This is a genomic window from Allosphingosinicella deserti (assembly GCF_003012735.1).
Taxonomy (GTDB): Bacteria; Pseudomonadota; Alphaproteobacteria; order Sphingomonadales; family Sphingomonadaceae; genus Allosphingosinicella; species Allosphingosinicella deserti.
Window position 1 is genome coordinate 1 of the sequence record NZ_PXYI01000018.1, and the last position, 17,927, is coordinate 17,927.

17 protein-coding genes, 1 tRNA gene and 3 pseudogenes are annotated in these 17,927 nt (G+C 66.0%); 12 read left to right on the forward strand and 9 right to left on the reverse strand.

The genetic code is table 11. The annotated features are described in order from the left end of the window. The first annotated feature begins 34 nt into the window (after positions 1-34). Positions 35-111: transfer RNA gene (locus tag C7I55_RS27355), tRNA-Met, on the forward strand. 202 nt (positions 112-313) lie between these two features. Here the strand turns inward: C7I55_RS27355 and C7I55_RS29540 are convergent. Beyond that, positions 314-511, reverse strand: a pseudogene (locus C7I55_RS29540) (integrase core domain-containing protein); the annotation flags it as partial. 286 nt (positions 512-797) lie between these two features. Between C7I55_RS29540 and C7I55_RS27365 the strand changes: the two are divergent. Further along, positions 798-1,496: a pirin family protein gene (locus C7I55_RS27365; protein ID WP_106516232.1), complete on the forward strand. Its 699-nt coding sequence runs from the start codon at positions 798-800 to the stop codon at positions 1,494-1,496. Between the two features lie 200 nt (positions 1,497-1,696). Beyond that, a complete protein-coding gene (locus tag C7I55_RS27370) occupies positions 1,697-2,038 on the forward strand; it encodes an SWIB/MDM2 domain-containing protein (protein ID WP_106516233.1) in 342 nt (113 codons plus the stop codon). Positions 2,039-2,305: 267 nt separating this feature from the next. Here the strand turns inward: C7I55_RS27370 and C7I55_RS27375 are convergent, their stop codons facing one another. From C7I55_RS27375 to C7I55_RS27385, 3 genes are all read right to left on the reverse strand, one after another. Then, entirely contained in the window at positions 2,306-3,445 is a 1,140-nt protein-coding gene (locus C7I55_RS27375) for an aminotransferase class I/II-fold pyridoxal phosphate-dependent enzyme (protein WP_106516234.1), read from the reverse strand. A 77-nt stretch (positions 3,446-3,522) separates the two neighbouring features. Next, positions 3,523-4,188: a DUF2161 family putative PD-(D/E)XK-type phosphodiesterase gene (locus tag C7I55_RS27380; RefSeq protein WP_106516235.1), complete on the reverse strand. Its 666-nt coding sequence runs from the start codon at positions 4,186-4,188 to the stop codon at positions 3,523-3,525. After that, positions 4,176-5,471, reverse strand: coding sequence for an Hsp70 family protein (locus tag C7I55_RS27385; RefSeq protein ID WP_106516236.1), 1,296 nt, complete (start codon positions 5,469-5,471; stop codon positions 4,176-4,178). The genes C7I55_RS27380 and C7I55_RS27385 overlap by 13 nt, the downstream gene beginning before the upstream one ends. 225 nt (positions 5,472-5,696) lie before the next feature. Between C7I55_RS27385 and C7I55_RS27390 the strand changes: the two genes are divergently transcribed. Then, complete coding sequence (locus C7I55_RS27390) at positions 5,697-6,032, forward strand: glycine zipper 2TM domain-containing protein (protein WP_106516237.1); 336 nt, start codon at positions 5,697-5,699, stop codon at positions 6,030-6,032. 89 nt (positions 6,033-6,121) lie between these two features. Here the strand turns inward: C7I55_RS27390 and C7I55_RS27395 are convergent, their stop codons facing one another. Beyond that, a complete protein-coding gene (locus C7I55_RS27395) occupies positions 6,122-6,667 on the reverse strand; it encodes a CC0125/CC1285 family lipoprotein (RefSeq protein ID WP_233222455.1) in 546 nt (181 codons plus the stop codon). Between the two features lie 230 nt (positions 6,668-6,897). Here C7I55_RS27395 and C7I55_RS27400 point away from each other — a divergent pair, with 230 nt between their 5' ends. Next, positions 6,898-7,755, forward strand: a complete 858-nt coding sequence (locus tag C7I55_RS27400) for an SDR family oxidoreductase (RefSeq protein ID WP_106516239.1) — start codon at positions 6,898-6,900, stop codon at positions 7,753-7,755. Positions 7,756-7,775: 20 nt separating this feature from the next. Here the strand turns inward: C7I55_RS27400 and C7I55_RS28415 are convergent, their stop codons facing one another. Both C7I55_RS28415 and C7I55_RS29545 read right to left on the reverse strand, forming a co-directional pair. Beyond that, a complete protein-coding gene (locus C7I55_RS28415) occupies positions 7,776-8,546 on the reverse strand; it encodes a hypothetical protein (protein WP_233222456.1) in 771 nt (256 codons plus the stop codon). Between the two features lie 316 nt (positions 8,547-8,862). After that, positions 8,863-9,093: pseudogene (locus C7I55_RS29545) on the reverse strand (BLUF domain-containing protein); the annotation flags it as partial. Positions 9,094-9,345: 252 nt separating this feature from the next. Here C7I55_RS29545 and C7I55_RS27415 point away from each other — a divergent pair. From C7I55_RS27415 to grpE, 7 genes are all read left to right on the forward strand, one after another. Then, positions 9,346-11,610, forward strand: coding sequence for an ATP-binding protein (locus C7I55_RS27415; RefSeq protein WP_106516242.1), 2,265 nt, complete (start codon positions 9,346-9,348; stop codon positions 11,608-11,610). Between the two features lie 2 nt (positions 11,611-11,612). Then, the gene (locus C7I55_RS27420; protein WP_106516243.1) at positions 11,613-12,062 is read left to right on the forward strand and encodes a response regulator; all 450 of its coding nucleotides are present in this window, start codon (positions 11,613-11,615) and stop codon (positions 12,060-12,062) included. A 7-nt stretch (positions 12,063-12,069) separates the two neighbouring features. Next, the gene (locus tag C7I55_RS27425) at positions 12,070-14,085 is read left to right on the forward strand and encodes a response regulator (RefSeq protein WP_106516244.1); all 2,016 of its coding nucleotides are present in this window, start codon (positions 12,070-12,072) and stop codon (positions 14,083-14,085) included. Between the two features lie 141 nt (positions 14,086-14,226). Then, on the forward strand, positions 14,227-14,493 hold the full coding sequence (locus C7I55_RS27430) for a DUF6356 family protein (RefSeq protein ID WP_106516245.1): 267 nt from the start codon (positions 14,227-14,229) through the stop codon (positions 14,491-14,493). Beyond that, positions 14,483-15,874 (forward strand): FAD/NAD(P)-binding protein, encoded by a 1,392-nt coding sequence (locus tag C7I55_RS27435; protein ID WP_199193110.1) that lies wholly within the window; start codon positions 14,483-14,485, stop codon positions 15,872-15,874. The genes C7I55_RS27430 and C7I55_RS27435 overlap by 11 nt, the downstream gene beginning before the upstream one ends. A gap of 49 nt (positions 15,875-15,923) precedes the next feature. Beyond that, on the forward strand, positions 15,924-16,970 hold the full coding sequence (gene hrcA, locus C7I55_RS27440; RefSeq protein WP_106516246.1) for a heat-inducible transcriptional repressor HrcA: 1,047 nt from the start codon (positions 15,924-15,926) through the stop codon (positions 16,968-16,970). Further along, positions 16,967-17,500, forward strand: a complete 534-nt coding sequence (gene grpE, locus C7I55_RS27445) for a nucleotide exchange factor GrpE (protein WP_106516247.1) — start codon at positions 16,967-16,969, stop codon at positions 17,498-17,500. The genes hrcA and grpE overlap by 4 nt, the downstream gene beginning before the upstream one ends. Positions 17,501-17,506: 6 nt before the next feature. On the opposite strand, the gene C7I55_RS27450 is transcribed toward grpE, so the two are convergent. Then, positions 17,507-17,782, reverse strand: a complete 276-nt coding sequence (locus C7I55_RS27450; protein WP_106516248.1) for a glycosyl-4,4'-diaponeurosporenoate acyltransferase CrtO family protein — start codon at positions 17,780-17,782, stop codon at positions 17,507-17,509. A gap of 34 nt (positions 17,783-17,816) precedes the next feature. After that, positions 17,817-17,927: pseudogene (locus C7I55_RS28630) on the reverse strand (IS630 family transposase); the annotation flags it as partial.

The following is a 17,927-nucleotide window of genomic DNA, read 5'->3' on the forward strand; positions in this document are numbered from 1 at the left end:
CCGGGTTGCCGCACAAGCGCCCGATCGTTGGTGACGCGGGATGGAGCAGCCCGGTAGCTCGTCAGGCTCATAACCTGAAGGTCGTAGGTTCAAATCCTACTCCCGCAACCAACCACAACCGCCAGGCAAAAGCCTCGGCGGTTTTTTTGTGCCCGGAGCAGATGAAGCGTGACGTCACTCTTACGGGTGCTCGTAAGGACGCCGCAGGGGCGATAGCCGTATCCCTCCGGTGGAGGCCGTCTTGGCGCGGGCGTGAGGGAGCGCTCTTAAGGGTGCTCGTAAGGTCACACGTAAGAGCGGGTGATGAGCCAGATCACGGTATGACGTGACCCCCAACTTTCATCCCGTCGGGACTAGGGACCGGCGATTGTGATTGCGCATCGGCGCATGCATGTGAAGCAACGGCCTGCACGCGTGCAGGCCGTTGCTTGTCAAAGCCGGCGGCAAAGGCGGCCGGTGTGGCGTAGCCGAGCGAGGAGTGCGGGCGCTCGGTGTTGTAGTCGTCGATCGCTGGAGTGACGGGTCAGGAGGAGGCCGATCAGCCAGCCTCCGCCGCGCGAGTACGAGCGTGCGCTCCTAAGGGTAATCGTAAGAGCGCACGTAAAAGCGATCGATGGCCAGATTGGCGGCACGGCCCTATCGGCAGCGACGGTGGAGCACTGACAAGCTGAAGGCGAAGAACCGTTTCATCGGCGCAGCTGCCCATTGTTCGACTTTCTCGAACGACCGCGGGCATTTTATCGCTCTCACCGGGACGCTTGCGTCACCCTAGATGGGCTCCAGACAGGAGAACGATCATGATCGAATTCAGGGACCGGGGTGCCCGAGGCCATCATCGCGGAGCGCTGGTGGATGCGCGGCACAGCTTTTCGTTCGGCCACTATCACGATCCCAAGCATATGGGCTTCCGGAGCCTGCGGGTGATCAACGAGGATCGCGTGGTTCCGGGGGCCGGCTTCCCGGACCATGGGCACGATAATATGGAGATCGTGACGATCGTCCTTCAGGGGCGGATCACCCACCGCGACAGCCTCGGCAACGAAGCGACGATCGGCGCCGGCGATGTGCAGCGGATGAGTGCGGGCACCGGCGTGGTCCATAGCGAGGTGAACCCGAGCGGGGACGCGCGCGCGCACGCGCTGCAGATCTGGATCATTCCGTCGGAGCAGGGCTTGCCGCCTTCCTACGAACAGAAGCATTTCCCGGCCGAAGACCGGCGCAACGAACTCGTCGCGATCGCGACTCCGGATGGTCGTGAGGGCTCCGTCCGGCTGCATCAGGATGCCGCGATCGAGATCGCTCGCCTGGACGAGGGCAGCGTGCTGACCCGCGCGCTGTCGCCAGGCCGGGGCTATTGGGTGCAGGTGACCGCCGGAGTGATCGGCCTCAACGGGACCGAGATGCGCGAAGGCGACGGCGCGGCGATCACGGGCGAGACCTTGCTCACGATCGAGGCGGACACCGAGTCCGAGATGCTGCTCTTCGACTTGCATTGACTGGGCACGGCCGGGCACTCCAGGCGACATCACCTGGTGCTCGGCCGTCGCTCACGCTGCGCCCGATGGGAAAACGAGTTCTTTGCACCTCACTTCGCGCCCGCGACGGGGCCAAGAACGTTGCGGAACGAACCAGATCGTTGCTGGCGCGTTCCATCCAGCGCGCCCCATCAACAGGTGAGCGTTCACAGGAGTAAGAGATGGCACGATCGGCAGAGAAACGCGGCAAAGAGGAAACCAAGGTCGCGGAGAAGAAGGTGAAGGCGACCGGCAAGCCCGCGGGCGGTGCTCGGGGCGGGATCACGGCGCCGGTGACGCCATCCGCCGAGCTCGCCGAGATCGTCGGCAAGGAGGATCTGCCGCGGAGCGAGGTGGTCAAGAAGATGTGGGATTATATCAAGAAGAATGATCTGCAGGACGCCAAGGACAGGCGCCAGATCAATGCCGACGACAAGCTCGGCAAGATCTTCAACAAGAAATCGGTCAGCATGTTCGAGATGAACAAGCATCTCAGCGCGCATCTTACCGCCAAGAAGGCCTAGGCGCTTGGCGGGCTGCGACGCCGTGCTGCAGGCGCGGCGCCAAGGCCGCGGATCAGGGTTCGGCAGGCGGGGCTCCCGCTTGCCGAACCGCAAATGTGCGTCGCTCGGCCACCAACTACGAACCGCCGGACGCAAGACCGTTTAAGAGAGAGGCTGGCAGACTCTGCCTTCACGGGGAGGCCGGAAGCACGAGCCTGGGGCATGATCGATCATGCGCTCGTCATTGATGAAGGTTCTCGGTCCGATAGCTCCATCGCGTCGCCCGCGTCAGCGCAACGGCGCGCGCGTCGCAAACCATGGCTCGATCCGCGCGATCGCGTCTTCCACCTGATTCGTCGCCACAGCAAAGCTGAAGCGCATGAAATGGTGGCCGTCGACCGGATCGAAATCGATCCCTGGCGCGGTCGCCACGCCGGTATCCCGGAGCAGAGCGGTGCAAAAAGCGAGACTGTCGTTCGTCAGATGGCCGATGTCGGCATAGACGTAGAATGCGCCGTCCGGCGGTGCGATCCGCCGCAGGTCCATGCGCGGCAGTGCGTCGAGCAGCAGCGCGCGATTGCGGGCATAGGTGTCGCGATGGCCTTCGAGTTCGCCCTCGCAGTCCATCGCCATCAGCCCGGCATGTTGCGACAGCGACGGCGGCGTCAGGAACAGATTGCCCATGCGCGCCCGGGCGGCCCCGATCAGATCCGGCGGCACCACCAGCCAGCCGAGCCGCCATCCTGCCATGCTGTAATATTTGGAGAAGCTGTTGACGATCAGCGCATCGGCGGAATGCTCCAGCATCGTGTGCGCCGGGCCGACATAGCTGAGGCCATGGTAGATTTCGTCGGAGACGATGCGGATGTTCCGGCGGCGGCAGACTTCGGCGATGGCAGCGAGTTCGTCGGGCGCAATGATCGTGCCGGTTGGATTGGCGGGGCTGGCGACGATCAGCCCGTCCGGCGCCGGATCGATGCACTCCAGCGCCGCGGCGGTAATCTGATACCGCTCCGCCTCGCCGCAGGGCAGCTCGAGCGGTTCGATGTGCAGCGCCTTCAGCGTGTTGCGATAGGCGACATAACCGGGGCGAGCGAGGGCAACCCGCGCACCCGGCGCGAACACGCAGGCCAGAGCGAGGACGAGGGCCGGCGACGCGCCGCAGGTAAGGATCACCTGCTCGGCATCGACGCCTGCCCCGTAGCGTTCGTCGTAAAGCGCGGCGATCCGCCCCTTAAGCTGTGGGCTCTCCCAATAGCCCATCGCATCGGCATCGAGGATCCGGTGCGCGGCGGCGATCGCGGCCGCCGGCGCGCCGGTCGAGGGTTGCCCGAACTCCATGTGGATGATCGATCGTCCTTCCGCCTTCAGCTGATGGGCGAGGCGGCTGATGGCGATGGCGTGGAATTGCTCGATTTCGGCGGTCATGGGCGCCGATTACATCGACCACGCGTGCAAGTCGCCTGCTTTGGTTACCGTGGTCGCAGACTTGCCGGAGAGGTCGATCAATCGCTGCCGACTGCCGCCTCTCCGGCTGCGGTAAGCCGATATACGCCTTTGTCCAATCGTTCGAACCAGCCGTAGACGTTGCGCAGCAGGATTGCGCCGGCATCATCGGCGAGCGGCTTCAGGTCTCGGGGGCGTTTCGGGCCGTCGCGCAGCGCGGCGGCGCACGCGAGGGCGCGCTGGCGATAGGCGGTCATGATCGGCTGACGGGTGGATCCGCCGACCGCCGGGTCGCCCCGGCGTGCCTTGTGCTCCTTGAGCAACCGCTTGCGCCGGGTGAGATCCGCACGGGGGCGGTAGGGTGTAGGTTCGGCCACCAACGCGACACTGCCGAGCTTCGGATCGACGATCAGTAGGCCGATCCCGAGCAATCGGCAAAGGCGATGCGCGCGCCGATCCTGATCGCGGCCGCGCCGGCTGCCGAGCACGGCGAGATAGACGCTGTCGGCGGCGCGCAGACGATCCACGGCCTGCAGCACGAGCTCGAGCGAGAAACTGAGCTTGAGCTCGGCAATGACGAGGAGCGGCGGCTCATCACCGCGCACGGCGACCAGATCGCAGCCGCAAATCTCGCCTTTGACGGTGAATCCCTGCGCCTCGAGGAACGCCTTGACCGGGCGATAGAGGCTCGTCTCGGCAAGTCTCTCGGCGTTCACGCCGCCCACGGCGCGAGATCCTCTTCCTGAGCGATCAGTGCCAGGCCGTGGGCGATGGAGGTAAGCTCGCCGCCGGTCATGATCGCATCGGGGCCGAAGCGGCGTTCGAAGATCGCGCGGACCGCCGGGATGAGCGAGGTGCCTCCGGTCAGGAACACCCGGTCGATCGCGCCCGAGGGAAGCCCCGCATCGGCCAACGCACGATCGACCGTCTGGTCCATGCGGGCGATGTCGTCGGCGATCCACGTCTCGAACATGTTCCGGGTGACGTCCGCCTCGATCTCGAGCCCGGCGCCGGCAAAGTGGAAGTGCGCCTTCTCCTCGGACGACAAGGCCCGCTTCAGCCGACCGACGGAATCGTAAAGGGGATAGCCGAGCTCGTTCTCGATCACGGCGATCATCCGGGCGATCGCCGCGCCATCGACCGCGTCGCGTTGCAGGCGCCGCAATTCGTCCATCGTCCTGCGATTGCGCATCAGCGCCAGCCGCGACCAATCGGCGAAATCGCTGAAGTAGCCCCGCGGGATCTCGATCTCCTTGCCGAAGGAGCGGTACAGGCTGCCCTTGCCGAGCATCGGCAGCACCAGCCGATCGACGATCCGATAGTCGAAGCGATCGCCGGCGATGCCGAGTCCGGCATGGCCGAGCGGGGTGCAGCGGCGAGCGGCGCCGGGCTCGGCGACTTCGACGATCGAGAAATCGCTGGTGCCGCCGCCGAAATCGGCAACGAGCAGGGTGGTCGGCTCGGTCAGCCGCGAGGCATAGCTGAACGCCGCGGAGATCGGCTCGTAGACATAATGGATCTCGTCGGCGAATCCCTGGAACATCGCATCGTAGCGCGATCGTGCAAGCGCAGGATCCGGGCGCGCGCCGGCATATTGGACGGGGCGGCCGACGACGAGGCGGCTCGGCCGCGGATCGAGGCGCCCGCCGGCATGGCCGGCAAGCCGATCGAGGAAGATGCGTCCGAGCTCTTCGAAGCGATAGCGTTTCTCGAACACCGACGCGCTTTCGAAGCTTGCGCTGGCGGCGACCGACTTGAACGACTGGAGGAAGCGGCTGTCCTCGGGATATTCGAGATATTCGGCAATCGCGAACGGGCCCGCCTCGACGGCGAGGCCGCCCTTCACCGCTTCGTCATGCCAGAAGCACAAGGCTGACCGGAAGATCGCGTCCCCGTCGCTGCCGAAGCCGATCAGATCTGGAGCGCCATCGTCGCCGACGATCGCAGCGACGCTATTGGTCGTGCCGAAGTCCAGCCCGAGGGCCGGCCCGGTATGGGGGCTTTGCATGATGTCTCCGGAACGGCCTGGCGGGCGAAGCGGGACCGCTTGGGCGCGCCGGCACCCGGGTGTCAATCGTCATCGCGCGATGAATCGGCCCGTTCATGAGACGGGCCGTTGAGATGAACGAAAGCTTTCGAGCGCGTTCAGGAGGCGCTCAAACCGAATCGGCCAACACAGGCTCAGCAAGCGTGAGGCCGAGTAGATGGCCTCGCGGCAAAAAGGAGAAAGACAATGCTGAAGAAGGTCACCCTTGCCGCCGCCGGCCTTATGACCGCTCTCACTGCCGTTCCGGCAGCAGCCGACGCCCATCCGCGCGGTCGCGCCCATGGCTATCACAACAACAGCGCTCGCGACGGCTATTATGCCGATCGCTATGATCGCCGCTCGTACCGCAATAACGGCCGCTGCCGTTCCGGCACCACGGGTGCCATCATCGGCGGTGCCGGCGGTGCGTTGCTCGGCCGTGAGATTGCCGGTCGGGGAGACCGCACGGTCGGCGCCATCCTCGGCGGTGCTGCAGGCCTGCTCGGCGGGCGCGCTCTGACCCGGGACAAGAACTGCCGCTGATCGCATCGAACGAGATCTGCCGCGCTTCGGCTGAAGCGCGGCTGGTCCTACGGGAGGAGGGCGGCCGCCTTGCGGTCCGCCCTCTTCGTTCATTTGGGACGCTGCAGCGTCGGGCCGAGATTCTGGATCACCTGACGCGCGTCGAAGCTGCTCGGATCGTCCCGCCGCTGACCCCGGAACATGACGATCTCTGCCGAAGCTTCATAATTGGTGACGGTGCGAACATCGACATCGTCGGCCCAGAACGGATCGCCGCCCCACGGATGCCAGTTGCGCCAGCCGAGGCCGCCGTAGCGATAGCGCCAGGAGGGGCCCCAATAGCCGAACGGCCCCGGACCGAAGGGTGACGAGGAGACGCGGGTGCGGACGTTGGGATCGGTGGCGCGCGCCACCATCGTGAACCCGTCATAACCGTTCTGGGTGGTGAGCTCCGCGGCACGGTAGAGCAGGAAGTTCTCGACCTGCTGGCGCGACGTGAAGCTGTTGCCGGTGAAGTTCACGCGGTAGCGATTATCCTCGATCCGCTGTTCGCTATAGCCGCCGCTTGCCTGCGACCCGCGGGTGCCGATCGGCTGATAGGGAGTAGACGTTGCGCAGGCGGAGACGAGCAGGGCCGCCGCAAGGCAGCCCGCCAAGCCGGCAGTCCGCCTCGACGAAGTTGTTGGGATCATTTCTAAACCTTTGTGAGAGAAGGGGTTTTCGTAACTTCAACGGCAACGCACCGGATTTGCGGCCGTTCCGGACTTGACCGTTCTGCATCGAGATTTTGGTGTCTCCGCCATGCGCAATTTCCTCCGGGCGAGCCCGGAACCCGCTTCGTCCCCGGGGGTTCGCCGTCGCATCCTCTCAGCGCCCGGAGACCAAGATGAGCGAGACTCCCCGACCCCCGTTCGACGAACCCGAACAGGCCGCCCCCGGCAGCACCCAGGAGATGCGCACCAAGCCCGAACACGGCGAGGACAGCTACCGGGGCTCAGGCCGTCTTGCCGGCAAGAAGGCGGTCATCACCGGTGGCGACAGCGGCATCGGCCGGGCCGTCGCGATCGCTTACGCCCGCGAAGGTGCGGACGTGCTGATCTCGTATCTCAACGAGCATGAGGATGCCGAGGACACCAAGCGCCAGATCGAGGCGGCGGGCCGGCAGGCCGTGCTGTTCCCAGGCGACATTTCGAGCGCTGACCACTGCCGAGCGCTGGTCGCCACCGCGGTCGAGGCGTTCGGCCGCATCGACATCCTCGTCAACAACGCCGCCCACCAGATGACCTTCGACACGATCGAGGAGATCCCGGACGAAGAGTGGGACATGACGTTCCGAACCAACATCCATGCGATGTTCTACATCACCAAGGCAGCGGTGGCGCACATGGGCCAGGGCGGATCGATCATCAACACGACCTCGGTCAATGCCGATAGCCCGACGCCGCAGCTGCTCGCCTACGCCACCACCAAAGGCGCGATTCAGAATTTCACCGCGGGGCTTGCGCAATTGCTGGCCGAGCGGGGCATTCGAGCCAATTGCGTGGCACCCGGGCCGATCTGGACTCCGCTGATTCCGTCCACCATGCCGCAGGATAAGGTCGAGAGTTTCGGCGAGCAGGTGCCGATGAAGCGGCCGGGACAGCCGAAGGAACTGGCACCGGTCTATGTCATGCTGGCATCGGACGAAGCGAGTTACGTCTCTGGTGCCACGATCGCCGTCACCGGCGGCAAGCCGATCCTGTAATCAAAAGCGCGGAGGCGCGTTCACGGCGCACCTTCGCTTTGAAGCCGGGCGAGGAAGCTTCCGGGCGGCGCCGGCCGGTCCTTGAAGCCCTTGATGAGCTCGTTGTAGAGATGGAGTGCGATCGTTCGGCCGCTGACGCGATCTTCCAGCAGGCATTCGGGATCGACGATCCAGCGGGCATCGCGCCAGTGCACCGGGTACAGGATCTCGGGGGGGAGGGCCCGGTCGGAGAGGCCGTGAAGAATAGCGAGATGGGTTAGAGCAGCCGGACCGGCGCTGCCCCACGGCATCTGCGAGAGCCCGGCGCGGCCGGTGCGCCACAATCGCCAGTGCGCGGCCAGACGAGCCCGCCACGGAATCCAGGCGGGGACGGTGCGCTCCTCGAACAGCGCGAGCAGCGCCGGCAGCATCGGGCAGTCCGGTGGCAGCCGCAACACGCCGTTCGTGTACCGGCCCGGTTCCTCTTCGCCCAAGAGATAGGGCGCCTCCATGTCGAGCGGCTTGAGCAGGTAAAGATCGAGATCGAGCCAGGTGCCGAGCCCCTGGCGCTGCAACTCGTAGCGAAAGAGATTGGCGAACAAGGCGACGCTACCGCCTTTGTGCCGGATGATGCGGCTCGCCGGGACGATCTCTGCAGCGTCGCGCAATTCGACTCCCACCGGGATGCCCTCGATATCGTCGTACCGGTACAGGACGAACCGGTGGCCTTGGCGGAGGACCGAGCGGATGCAGGCACGCTCGACCGCGCCGAGCGCAGGGCCGATCCAGAGGCTGACGCAGGTCCCCGTCATTCGGATCTTGTCGCACAGGCGTGCATCGCCGCCAATCGGCGCCGGGTCTCGATGCCCTCATTTGCGTGCGGGTCTGCGGAGCTCCCTCCTTCTCACGGCCGCTCTCCGACCCGCCTCCTCGTGAGCGCCCTTGCGCGGGGCATTCGACCTTCGAAAGCTCGCGGATCAACAACCGCAATTCGCGGGCATCGGCCGACGCTCCGCCGGTCAGCAGGGCTTCGACGCGCTTGCCGACATAGGTCGCGGGTCCATGATAGGCCATTGTCCAGCGCGCGAAACTCGGCCGATCGATCCCGAGGCAATCCACTTCGGACAGATCGGCATGGCGCGGATCACGGCGGATGCTGGTCATCAGTTCCGCGAGCGAGCCGGGCGGACCTTCGATGATCTCGGCAAAGTGACGGTGCGTGAACACGAGCGCTCCGGTGACGCCGAGCTTTGCGTTGCGCTGCTCGCCGACGGTAAGGATTGCTTCGATCTCGTGTGCTTCGTCGGCGGACGCGATCAAGCTGGTGCTGACGAAGAGTAAAGATTGCAGCCCGCTCACGCGATCATTGCCTTTCCGGATGCGGTTGGGACAAGAGGATTGCAACGCGTGGCGCGCATGACTGCCTGCACGACCGATTGCCTTCGAATTTGTGGGAGAAGACTTTGTTCCGGGTGACCACGGCTTGGGGCGAAGTGTTGCCGACAGGCGACAGCTGGATCGGTTGTCGCCTTTTGGGCAGGTAGCGGCGCCGCACGACGATCGTTATGGCTCGCAACGTGGCGCGTCGCATGATGGCGCGGTGGAGAGTGAATGACCGTCAATTTGCGGGGAGGGAACGCGGTGGCAACGGGGCCGGGCGACCTCGATGCGTGCGCGCGCGAGCCGATCCACATCCCCGGTACGATCCAGCCGCAGGGCGCGCTGTTCGTCCTCGATCCGCGTGATCTTCGCGTCTGGCAGGCCGCGCTCGGCCCTTCAGCGCAGGCGTCGCGCGCGGGCGATCCGCTCGGGCAAAGCATCGATGCACTCGTTCGGCCGGATCGTGCGCCCTCTTGTTCGGCGTTGCTGGCTGAGCTCCCCAGTGGCGGCGCAACCTTTCTCGGGACAGGCCGCCTCGCCGCCCGCGGGACCCCGTTCAACCTCCTGGCGCACCGCTCAGGGGCGGCGATCATCCTCGAACTCGAGGAGGTTGTGGAGGGGGAGCCCGGCTCGTTAGAGGACGTCCATCCGCTGGTCCGCTCCTTCTTGAACGATCTCCAGCCGGCGCGCTCGATCGAGGAACTGGGCGTGCTCGCAGCGCGCGAAGTCCGGCGAATCACGGGTCTGGACCGGGTTCTCGTCTATCGTTTCGATGCCGACTGGAACGGCACGGTCGTCGCTGAAGATCGCAACGAGCGTCTCCCGAGCTATCTCGACCTGCGCTTCCCCGCGAGCGACGTCCCGGCGCAGGCCCGTGAGCTCTATCGGCTCAATCGCCTGCGGCTGATCGCCGATGCGAATTACGTGCCGATCCCGATCGAGCCGCCTGTTCATCCGGACAGCCGCGCACCGGTCGACCTCAGCCTCGCGGTGCTGCGCAGCGTTTCGCCGGTGCATCTCGAATATATGCGCAACATGGGGACCGGCGCATCGATGTCGATCTCATTGCTGAGTGAGGGACGGCTCTGGGGCCTGATCTCCTGCCACAATCGAGATCCGCACCGGGTACCCTATCACGTCCGCACCGCCTGCGAATTCATCGGCCAGATCCTGTCGCTGCAGATCGCGGCCCGCGAGGCGACCGCGCTCGCCGAGCGTCGGATCGAGCTGCGCAGCATTCAGTCGCGCTTGCTGTCGCACATGGCGGGCAGCGAAGTCGGCTTTGCCGACGCGCTTCTCGCCAGCCCCGAGGAACTGCTCGGCCTGACCCGCGCGGCCGGCGCGGCGATCATCCTCGACGGCAGCTGCCGCACGATCGGCGAGACACCATCCGACGACGAGATTGCGCGCCTTGTCCAATGGCTGAGCGAAGACGGCAGGGGTGATGTCTACGCGACCGACGCACTGTCTGCCGACATGCCGGACGCGGAGGGCTTCAAGGACCGGGCGAGCGGCATCCTCGCTGCGACGATCTCCCGGGTGCGGCGGAGCTACCTGATCTGGTTTCGGCCCGAGGTCGTGCGAACGGTTTCGTGGGGCGGCTCGCCGATCAAGCCAGCCGAGCCGGACGGCGCTCGCATCCACCCGCGCAAATCGTTCGAAGTCTGGAAGGAGATCGTGCGACTGCGATCGGCACCGTGGGACGAAGCGGAGATCGATGCCGCGGGCCAGCTAAGGAGTGCGATCGTCGACATCGTGCTTCGCAGCGCCGAGGAAATGGCGCAGCTCAACGAGCAGCTGGTCCGCAGCAACCGCGAGCTCGAAGCCTTCAGTTATTCGGTCAGCCACGATCTCAGGGCGCCGTTCCGGCACATCGTCGGCTATTCCGAACTGCTGAAGCAGAATGAGGGGCAGAGCCTGTCGGAGCGCGGACGCCGCTACATCGACACGATCATCGAATCCGCCGTATCTGCAGGAGGCCTGGTCGACGATCTGCTGAGCTTCTCGCAAATGGGTCGCGCGACGCTCAATCCCATCCTGATCGACATGAACGCGCTTGCCGCAGAGGTCCGGGGCCGGTTCGAGCAGGATGCGCGCGGGCGCACCGTTCACTGGAAGATCGCCGATCTGCCGCCCGCTTTCGCCGATCCGGGCATGATGCGGCTGGTGCTGCAGAATTTGGTCGACAATGCCGTCAAGTTCACGCGCGGCCGCGACGAAGCCGTCATCGAAATCGGCGGCGCCGCCGACGAAAGCGAAATCGCCTATTTCGTGCGCGACAACGGCGCCGGCTTCGACATGGCCTATTCAAGCAAGTTATTCGGCGTGTTCCAGCGCTTGCATCGGGTGGAGGAGTTCGAAGGGACCGGAATCGGCCTTGCGAACGTGAAGCGTATCGTCGAGCAACGGCATGGTGGCCGCGTGTGGGCGGAGGGTGAGACGGACGTCGGTGCGACCATCCATTTCGCGCTGCCGAATATTCGGGGGAGTGTGTGAGTATGCCAGAATTGAAGCCCATCCTCTTGGTCGAGGACAGTCCCAAGGACGTCGAACTGACCCTCGCCGCGCTTGAACGCTGCCAGCTCGCCAACTCCGTGGTGATCACCCGCGATGGCGCGGAAGCACTGGATTATCTCCACGCCCGCGGGAAATACGACGGGCGGAACAGCGGCGACCCCGTCGTCGTTCTTCTGGATCTGAAATTACCCAAGGTGGACGGCCTCGAGGTGCTCGAACAGATCAAGCAGGATGATTCCTTGAAGCACACGCCGGTGGTCATGCTGACCTCGTCCCGCGAGGAGCAGGACCTGGTGCGAAGCTACAAGTTGGGGGTCAATGCTTTCGTCGTGAAGCCGGTCGGGTTCGAGCAATTCTTCGAAGCGATCCAGGATCTCGGCATGTTCTGGGCGGTGCTGAACGAGCCGCCGCCGATCGCGCGCGGAGGCTGATCGCCTTATGGCAGCTCCGGCACCGGCCCAGGTTACGAAGATCGTGCGCGTCCTCCATCTGGAGGACAGCAGCATCGACGCGGACCTTGTTTGCGAATATCTTCGCCTCAAGGGCGCTGAGTGCAAGATCGACCGGGTTTGGTCGCGCGAGGATTTCGCGTCGGCACTCGACGGCACGCCTTACGACCTGATCCTGGCCGATCATCGCCTGCCTGCGTTCGATGGAGAGTCCGCGCTCACGATTGCGGTCGAGAAGGCGCCGGAAACGCCGTTCATCTTTGTCTCCGGCACGCTGGGCGAAGAGGTCGCGGTCGAGGCGCTGAAGCGCGGCGCGACCGACTTCGTCGTAAAGCAGCGGCTCGGCAGACTGTCCGAAGTGGTCGAGCGCGCGCTCGCCGAAGCGTCCGAGCGGCGGGAACGCCGCCGTGCCGAGGCGGCACTGCGGGAGAGCGAAGCCAATTTCGCCACCCTGGTCGACACTCTGCCGCAGCTGTGCTGGATGGCCAACCCCGCCGGCGACACGATCTGGTACAACCAGCGCTGGTACGAATATACCGGCACCACGCCCGAGGAGATGGCGGCGCTTGGTCGCGAGCGGGTGCACCACCCCGACCACCTGCCCGACGTGCTGCGCCAGTGGCGATGCTGCCTCACCGCGGGCGAGCCGTTCGAAATGACGATCCCGCTGCTCGGTGCTGACGGCGAATATCGACCGTTCCTGACCCGTGCCGTGCCGGTCCGCGGCGAGGGTGCCGCGATCGTTCGCTGGCTCGGCACATGCACGGATGTTTCGGCGCAGGTCGCGGCCGAAGCCGCGCTGAAGCGGCTCAACGATTCACTCGAGTCTCGCGTGGTCGAGGCCATCGCGGAGCGCGAGGCGGCGTTCAGCCACCTCGCCGAAATGCAGAAAATGGAGACGATGGGTCAGTTGACCGGTGGAGTCGCGCACGACTTCAACAATCTGCTGACCCCGATCGTCGGCGGACTCGACGTCCTGCGTCGGCGCCTGGACGGCGACGCGCGCGCCGAGCGGCTGTTGACCGGCGCGCTCGAAGCGGCGGAGCGTGCCAAGACACTGGTCCAGCGGCTGCTTGCCTTCGCCCGTCGGCAGGTGCTGGAAGCGCGGGCGATCGACGTCGCCAAGCTCGTCGAGGGTACGCGCGACATGATCGGCCGCTCGATCGGACCCCGGATCCGCGTGGAGATTCGGGCTGCCGACGATCTGCCGGCGGCGCGGGTCGATCCGAACCAGCTCGAGCTGGCTTTGCTCAACCTGGCGGTCAATGCCCGTGATGCCATGCCGGACGGCGGAACGCTGACACTCTCGATCGCGTCCGAGACGGTCGGCCCCGGACACCCCAACGGCCTGCGCTACGGAACCTATGTGCGGGTGGCCGTACGCGACACCGGCTCCGGCATGGACGACGTAACGCTGAAGCGGGCGATCGAGCCATTCTACTCGACCAAGGGCATCGGCAAGGGCACCGGGCTCGGGCTGTCGATGGTCCACGGCCTTGCCGCGCAATCGGGCGGCGCGCTGCTGCTCGACAGCAAGATCGGCGAGGGGACCACGGCCGAGCTGTGGCTTCCGGTCGCCGCCGGCGCGGCCGAGCAATCGATGGAGGAGGACGGATCCGCGATCCTCGACATGCCCCCCGCCACCATCCTGCTCGTCGACGACGAGGATCTGGTTCGCAGCGGCACCGCCGAATTGCTGGCCGATCTCGGCCATGTCGTGGTCGAAGCCCGTTCGGCGGGCGAGGCGCTGCAATTGCTCCGCGACGGAGTCACGGCCGATCTGGTGATCACCGACTATCTGATGCCGGGCATGAACGGCGCCGAGCTGGCGATGGAAATCCGCAAGCGGCTGCCCAGGATGCCGATCCTGCTCGCCACCGGCTATGCGAACCTTGCCGGGCACCAGATGGCCGACCTGCCCTTGCTGACCAAGCCTTTTCGGCAGCGGGAGGTCGCGGCACGGCTTTCGGAACTGCTGCCGCGCAGCGCCCTCGAGGATTGCTGACCGGGGTCAATCGGCTTTCCGCGCCGTCCACCCTGGTGCATATTCCCGCCCGGGAGCTTGGTATTTGCCCGGGCTTTCTGCATGGGATCGGCAAGCATTCGCGCGGCCCTGTACGGCCTGCGCCCTAGAGGGAGAAAAGCCATGTTGGACCGCTGGTTTCTGTCGCACCCGCGCAGCGTCGGAGAAAGTTACTGGGAGCATGCCGGTGTGGCCGCGCGGTTCGGCGGCACGATGGTGGTCGGCGGGCTCGCCTGTCTTGTCCACGCGGTTTTCCCGACGCTTTTCACCAAGACCGCGAGCGATCGGGTCAAACAGCTTTACCTGCAGATGAAGTCGCGCCAGCCCAATTTCCGCAGTCAGCCGCCCGCCTTCACCGATCCGGCCTGGCAGCTCGAATATGAAATTTGACGGTGTCGGCGGGGGGCGCCCGAAGGTGACCGAACATGTCGCGATCATCGGCTGCGGATTTTCGGGCGCGCTCCAGGCCATCAACCTCGTCCGCCACGGCGGTCCGCGCGCGACCCTGATCGAGCGCTGCGAGCCGGCGGGCAAGGGGCTTGCCTTCGGCGCCGCCCATCCGACTCATCTGCTCAACGTCCGCGCGTCCAACATGAGCGCCTTCCCGGACGACCCGGGGCACTTCGCCCGCTGGCTTTCGGATCGCGGAGTCGCCGACTCGGCCGGCGCCTTCGTCCCGCGGCTGACCTATGGCGAATATCTGCTGGAGCAGCTCGAAGCCGCTCGGCAGCGGTCGAAGGGGCGACTGGAGATACGCTACGGCGTCGTCAGGGATCTGGCGCATGACGGCGTCGTGCATCTCGATCTCGCCGACGGCACTCGGCTCGATGCCGACGCCGCGGTTCTGGCCGTCGGCAATCTGCCGCCCCACCATCCGCCGCGCCTCGACGGCGACGCGCTCGCCGCGCACGGTTATTTCGGCGACCCGTGGGACGAGGCCGCCTATCGCGACCTCAAGCCGGACGAAACGATCGTCGTGATCGGCACCGGCCTCACCATGGTCGACGTCGCGCTCCGCCTGCAGCTGGAAGGCTTCCAGGGGCGGATCGTCGCGATGTCGCGGCGCGGTCTCTCGCCGCATGTCCACGCGCCGAGCCATCCGCCCGAGACTCCGCTGGCCGAGCGTCCGCAGGGCGAAGTCTCGGCGCTGGTGAAACAGATCCGGGCGCGGGCACGTGCAGTCGGCTGGCGGACGGCCGTCGATGAGCTGCGGCCGATGACCCAGGACATGTGGCGCGCCGCGACCGACGAACAGCGGCAGCGTTTCCTTCGCCATGCCCGCCCGTGGTGGGACATTCACCGCCACCGAATCGCGCCGGACGTCGCCAATCGGCTGCAGCAGATGCGGGACAGCGGCATTCTCGAGATCACGGGCGGCAAGCCGGTCGCCTACACGCCGGCGGAAGGCGGCGGCATCGACGTTGCGTGGCGGCGGCGCGGCAGCGGCGCGACCGAGCATCTCCATGCCACCCGAATGATCAATTGCACGGGGCCGCAGGGCGATCTGCTGCGCTCTTCAGACCCGCTGCTGGCGACCCTGGTGGCACGCGGGACGATCCGGCCGGACACGCTGCGGCTCGGCATCGACGTCGATGCCCAGGCGCGGACGATCGCCGCCGACGGCAGTCCGAACGACTGGCTGCTCGCGCTCGGGCCGATGACACGCGGCGCCTCGTGGGAGATCGTCGCGGTGCCCGACATTCGGGTACAGACCTGGTCGGTCGCGCGGCGGCTCTCCAATGCCCATTGGGTCGAGGGAGAGGGGCTCTGAGCGGCATCCTTGGGGTGGCGCCCGCCACGCAGCGCACTACATGAGGGACATGTCGAGAACCCCGGTCAGCGAGCTTACCGAAAGGGCGCGCGAGGTCTTCCGCCTGCTCGTCGAAAATTACATCGGCTCCGGCGTCCCGGTCGGGTCGCGAACGATTTCGCGCCTCCCGGGCATCAACCTGTCGCCGGCTTCGATCCGCAACGTCATGCAGGATCTCGAGGAAGCGGGCCTGCTTACGCATCCTCACACGTCGGCCGGCCGCGTGCCGACCGAGACGGGCCTGCGCCTGTTCGTCGATGGCATGATGCAGGCGGCGGAACCAAGCATGGAAGAGCGGGCGGCGATCGAGGGGCGGCTGGCGCGTGGCGGCGGTCCGATCGAGGATGCCCTCGCGGCGGCGACCACGGCCCTCTCCGGACTTTCCGCCTGCGCCGGCATCGTCCTGGTACCCAAGCGCGAGCCGGTGCTGCGCCAGCTCGGCTTCGTCCAGCTCTCGCCGCGGCAGGCGCTTGCCGTAATGGTCGGCACCGAGGGCAGTGTCGAGAACCGCGTGATCGATCTGCCGCCGGACGTCACCGCGTCGTCGCTGACCGAGGTCGGCAATTATGTCAGCGCTCGCCTGTCCGGGCTCACGCTCCAGGAAGCGCGGGCGCGCCTGGACGGCGAGATCCGGGAAGGCAAGGCGGCGCTCGACAGCGCCGCCCGGACCCTGATCGACCGCGGTCTGGCGGTGTGGTCCGAAGATGGCACCCAGCGGCCGGTACTGATCGTCCGCGGCCAGGCCAATCTGCTCGATCAGGAAGGCGTTGCCGATCTCGAGCGCATTCGCCAGCTGCTCGAGGAGCTCGAAGGCAAGGAGGAAATCGTCCGCCTGCTCGACAGCGCGCGCGCCGGCCAGGGGATGAAGATCTTCATCGGCTCTGAGAACAAATTGTTCGCGCTTTCAGGATCTTCGGTGATCGCCGCGCCTTACCGCGGGGGTGACGGCAAGGTCGTCGGCGTGGTGGGGGTTATCGGGCCGACGCGGTTGAACTATGCACGCGTCGTTCCCATGGTGGATTTCACAGCACAGGCACTATCGAGATTGATGGCATGAACGAACAAGAAGAACTGCAGGAACAGTCCACCGAAGCCGAGGCGCAGGACAGCGGCGCGCCCGAGCCCGATCGTCTCGGCGAGGTGCTGAAGGAACTCGAGGAAGCGCGGCAGAATGTCCTCTACGCGCAGGCGGAGACGCAGAATGTGCGCCGCCGTCTGGAGCAGGAGAAGGTCAATGCGGCCAATTACGCGTCGACCGGATTTGCCCGCGACATGCTGTCGGTGAAGGACAATCTCGACCGCGCGCTCGCCGCCGTGCCGCAGGACGTGCGCGAGGACGAGCGCCTGAAGGCCCTTATCATCGGCATCGAGGCGACCTCGCGCGAGCTCGACAGCGTCTTCCAGCGCAACGGCATCGTCAAGGTCGAGGCGATGGGGCAGCCGCTCGATCCCAACCGTCACCAGGCGATGGTCGAGATCGCCTCGGACTCCGAGCCCGGCACGATCGTGCAGGAAATGCAGGCGGGCTACATGATCAAGGACCGGTTGCTGCGGCCGTCGCTGGTCGGTGTCGCGAAGAAGCCCTGATGTGAGTCAGGTCGAGGGGCGGGTCCGCGCGCGGCTTTCCCCTCGACTCTGCCTTTCCGCGAGGCTCGTGAGCCGCACCCGTGTGGAGCGCTGGAGCAGGATCGGCCAGACATTGGCGGCCAGATTGCTGAACAAGCGCAAGAGCGCCCAGCCGATCCCGCCTATCGCGGCCGCGCAAAAGGCGGCACCGGCGCCGAGGATCGCCAGCACCATGTGGGATTTGTCGGCCGAGAGGGTGTTGCGAGGCGAGGTCTCGAGTTGGTGGTTGTCGCGATCACGCAATAGCCGGGATAGGTCCGCCTAGAGCATGATCATCTTAGACTGAAGCATATCCGCTGTTTGCGAGGTAGTTTGCGCATTCGACGGGGTCGAAGCAGTCGAGGAGGGTTCCGATGCGCTTCCAGCAGGCTTCGACGGTGCGCTCCTC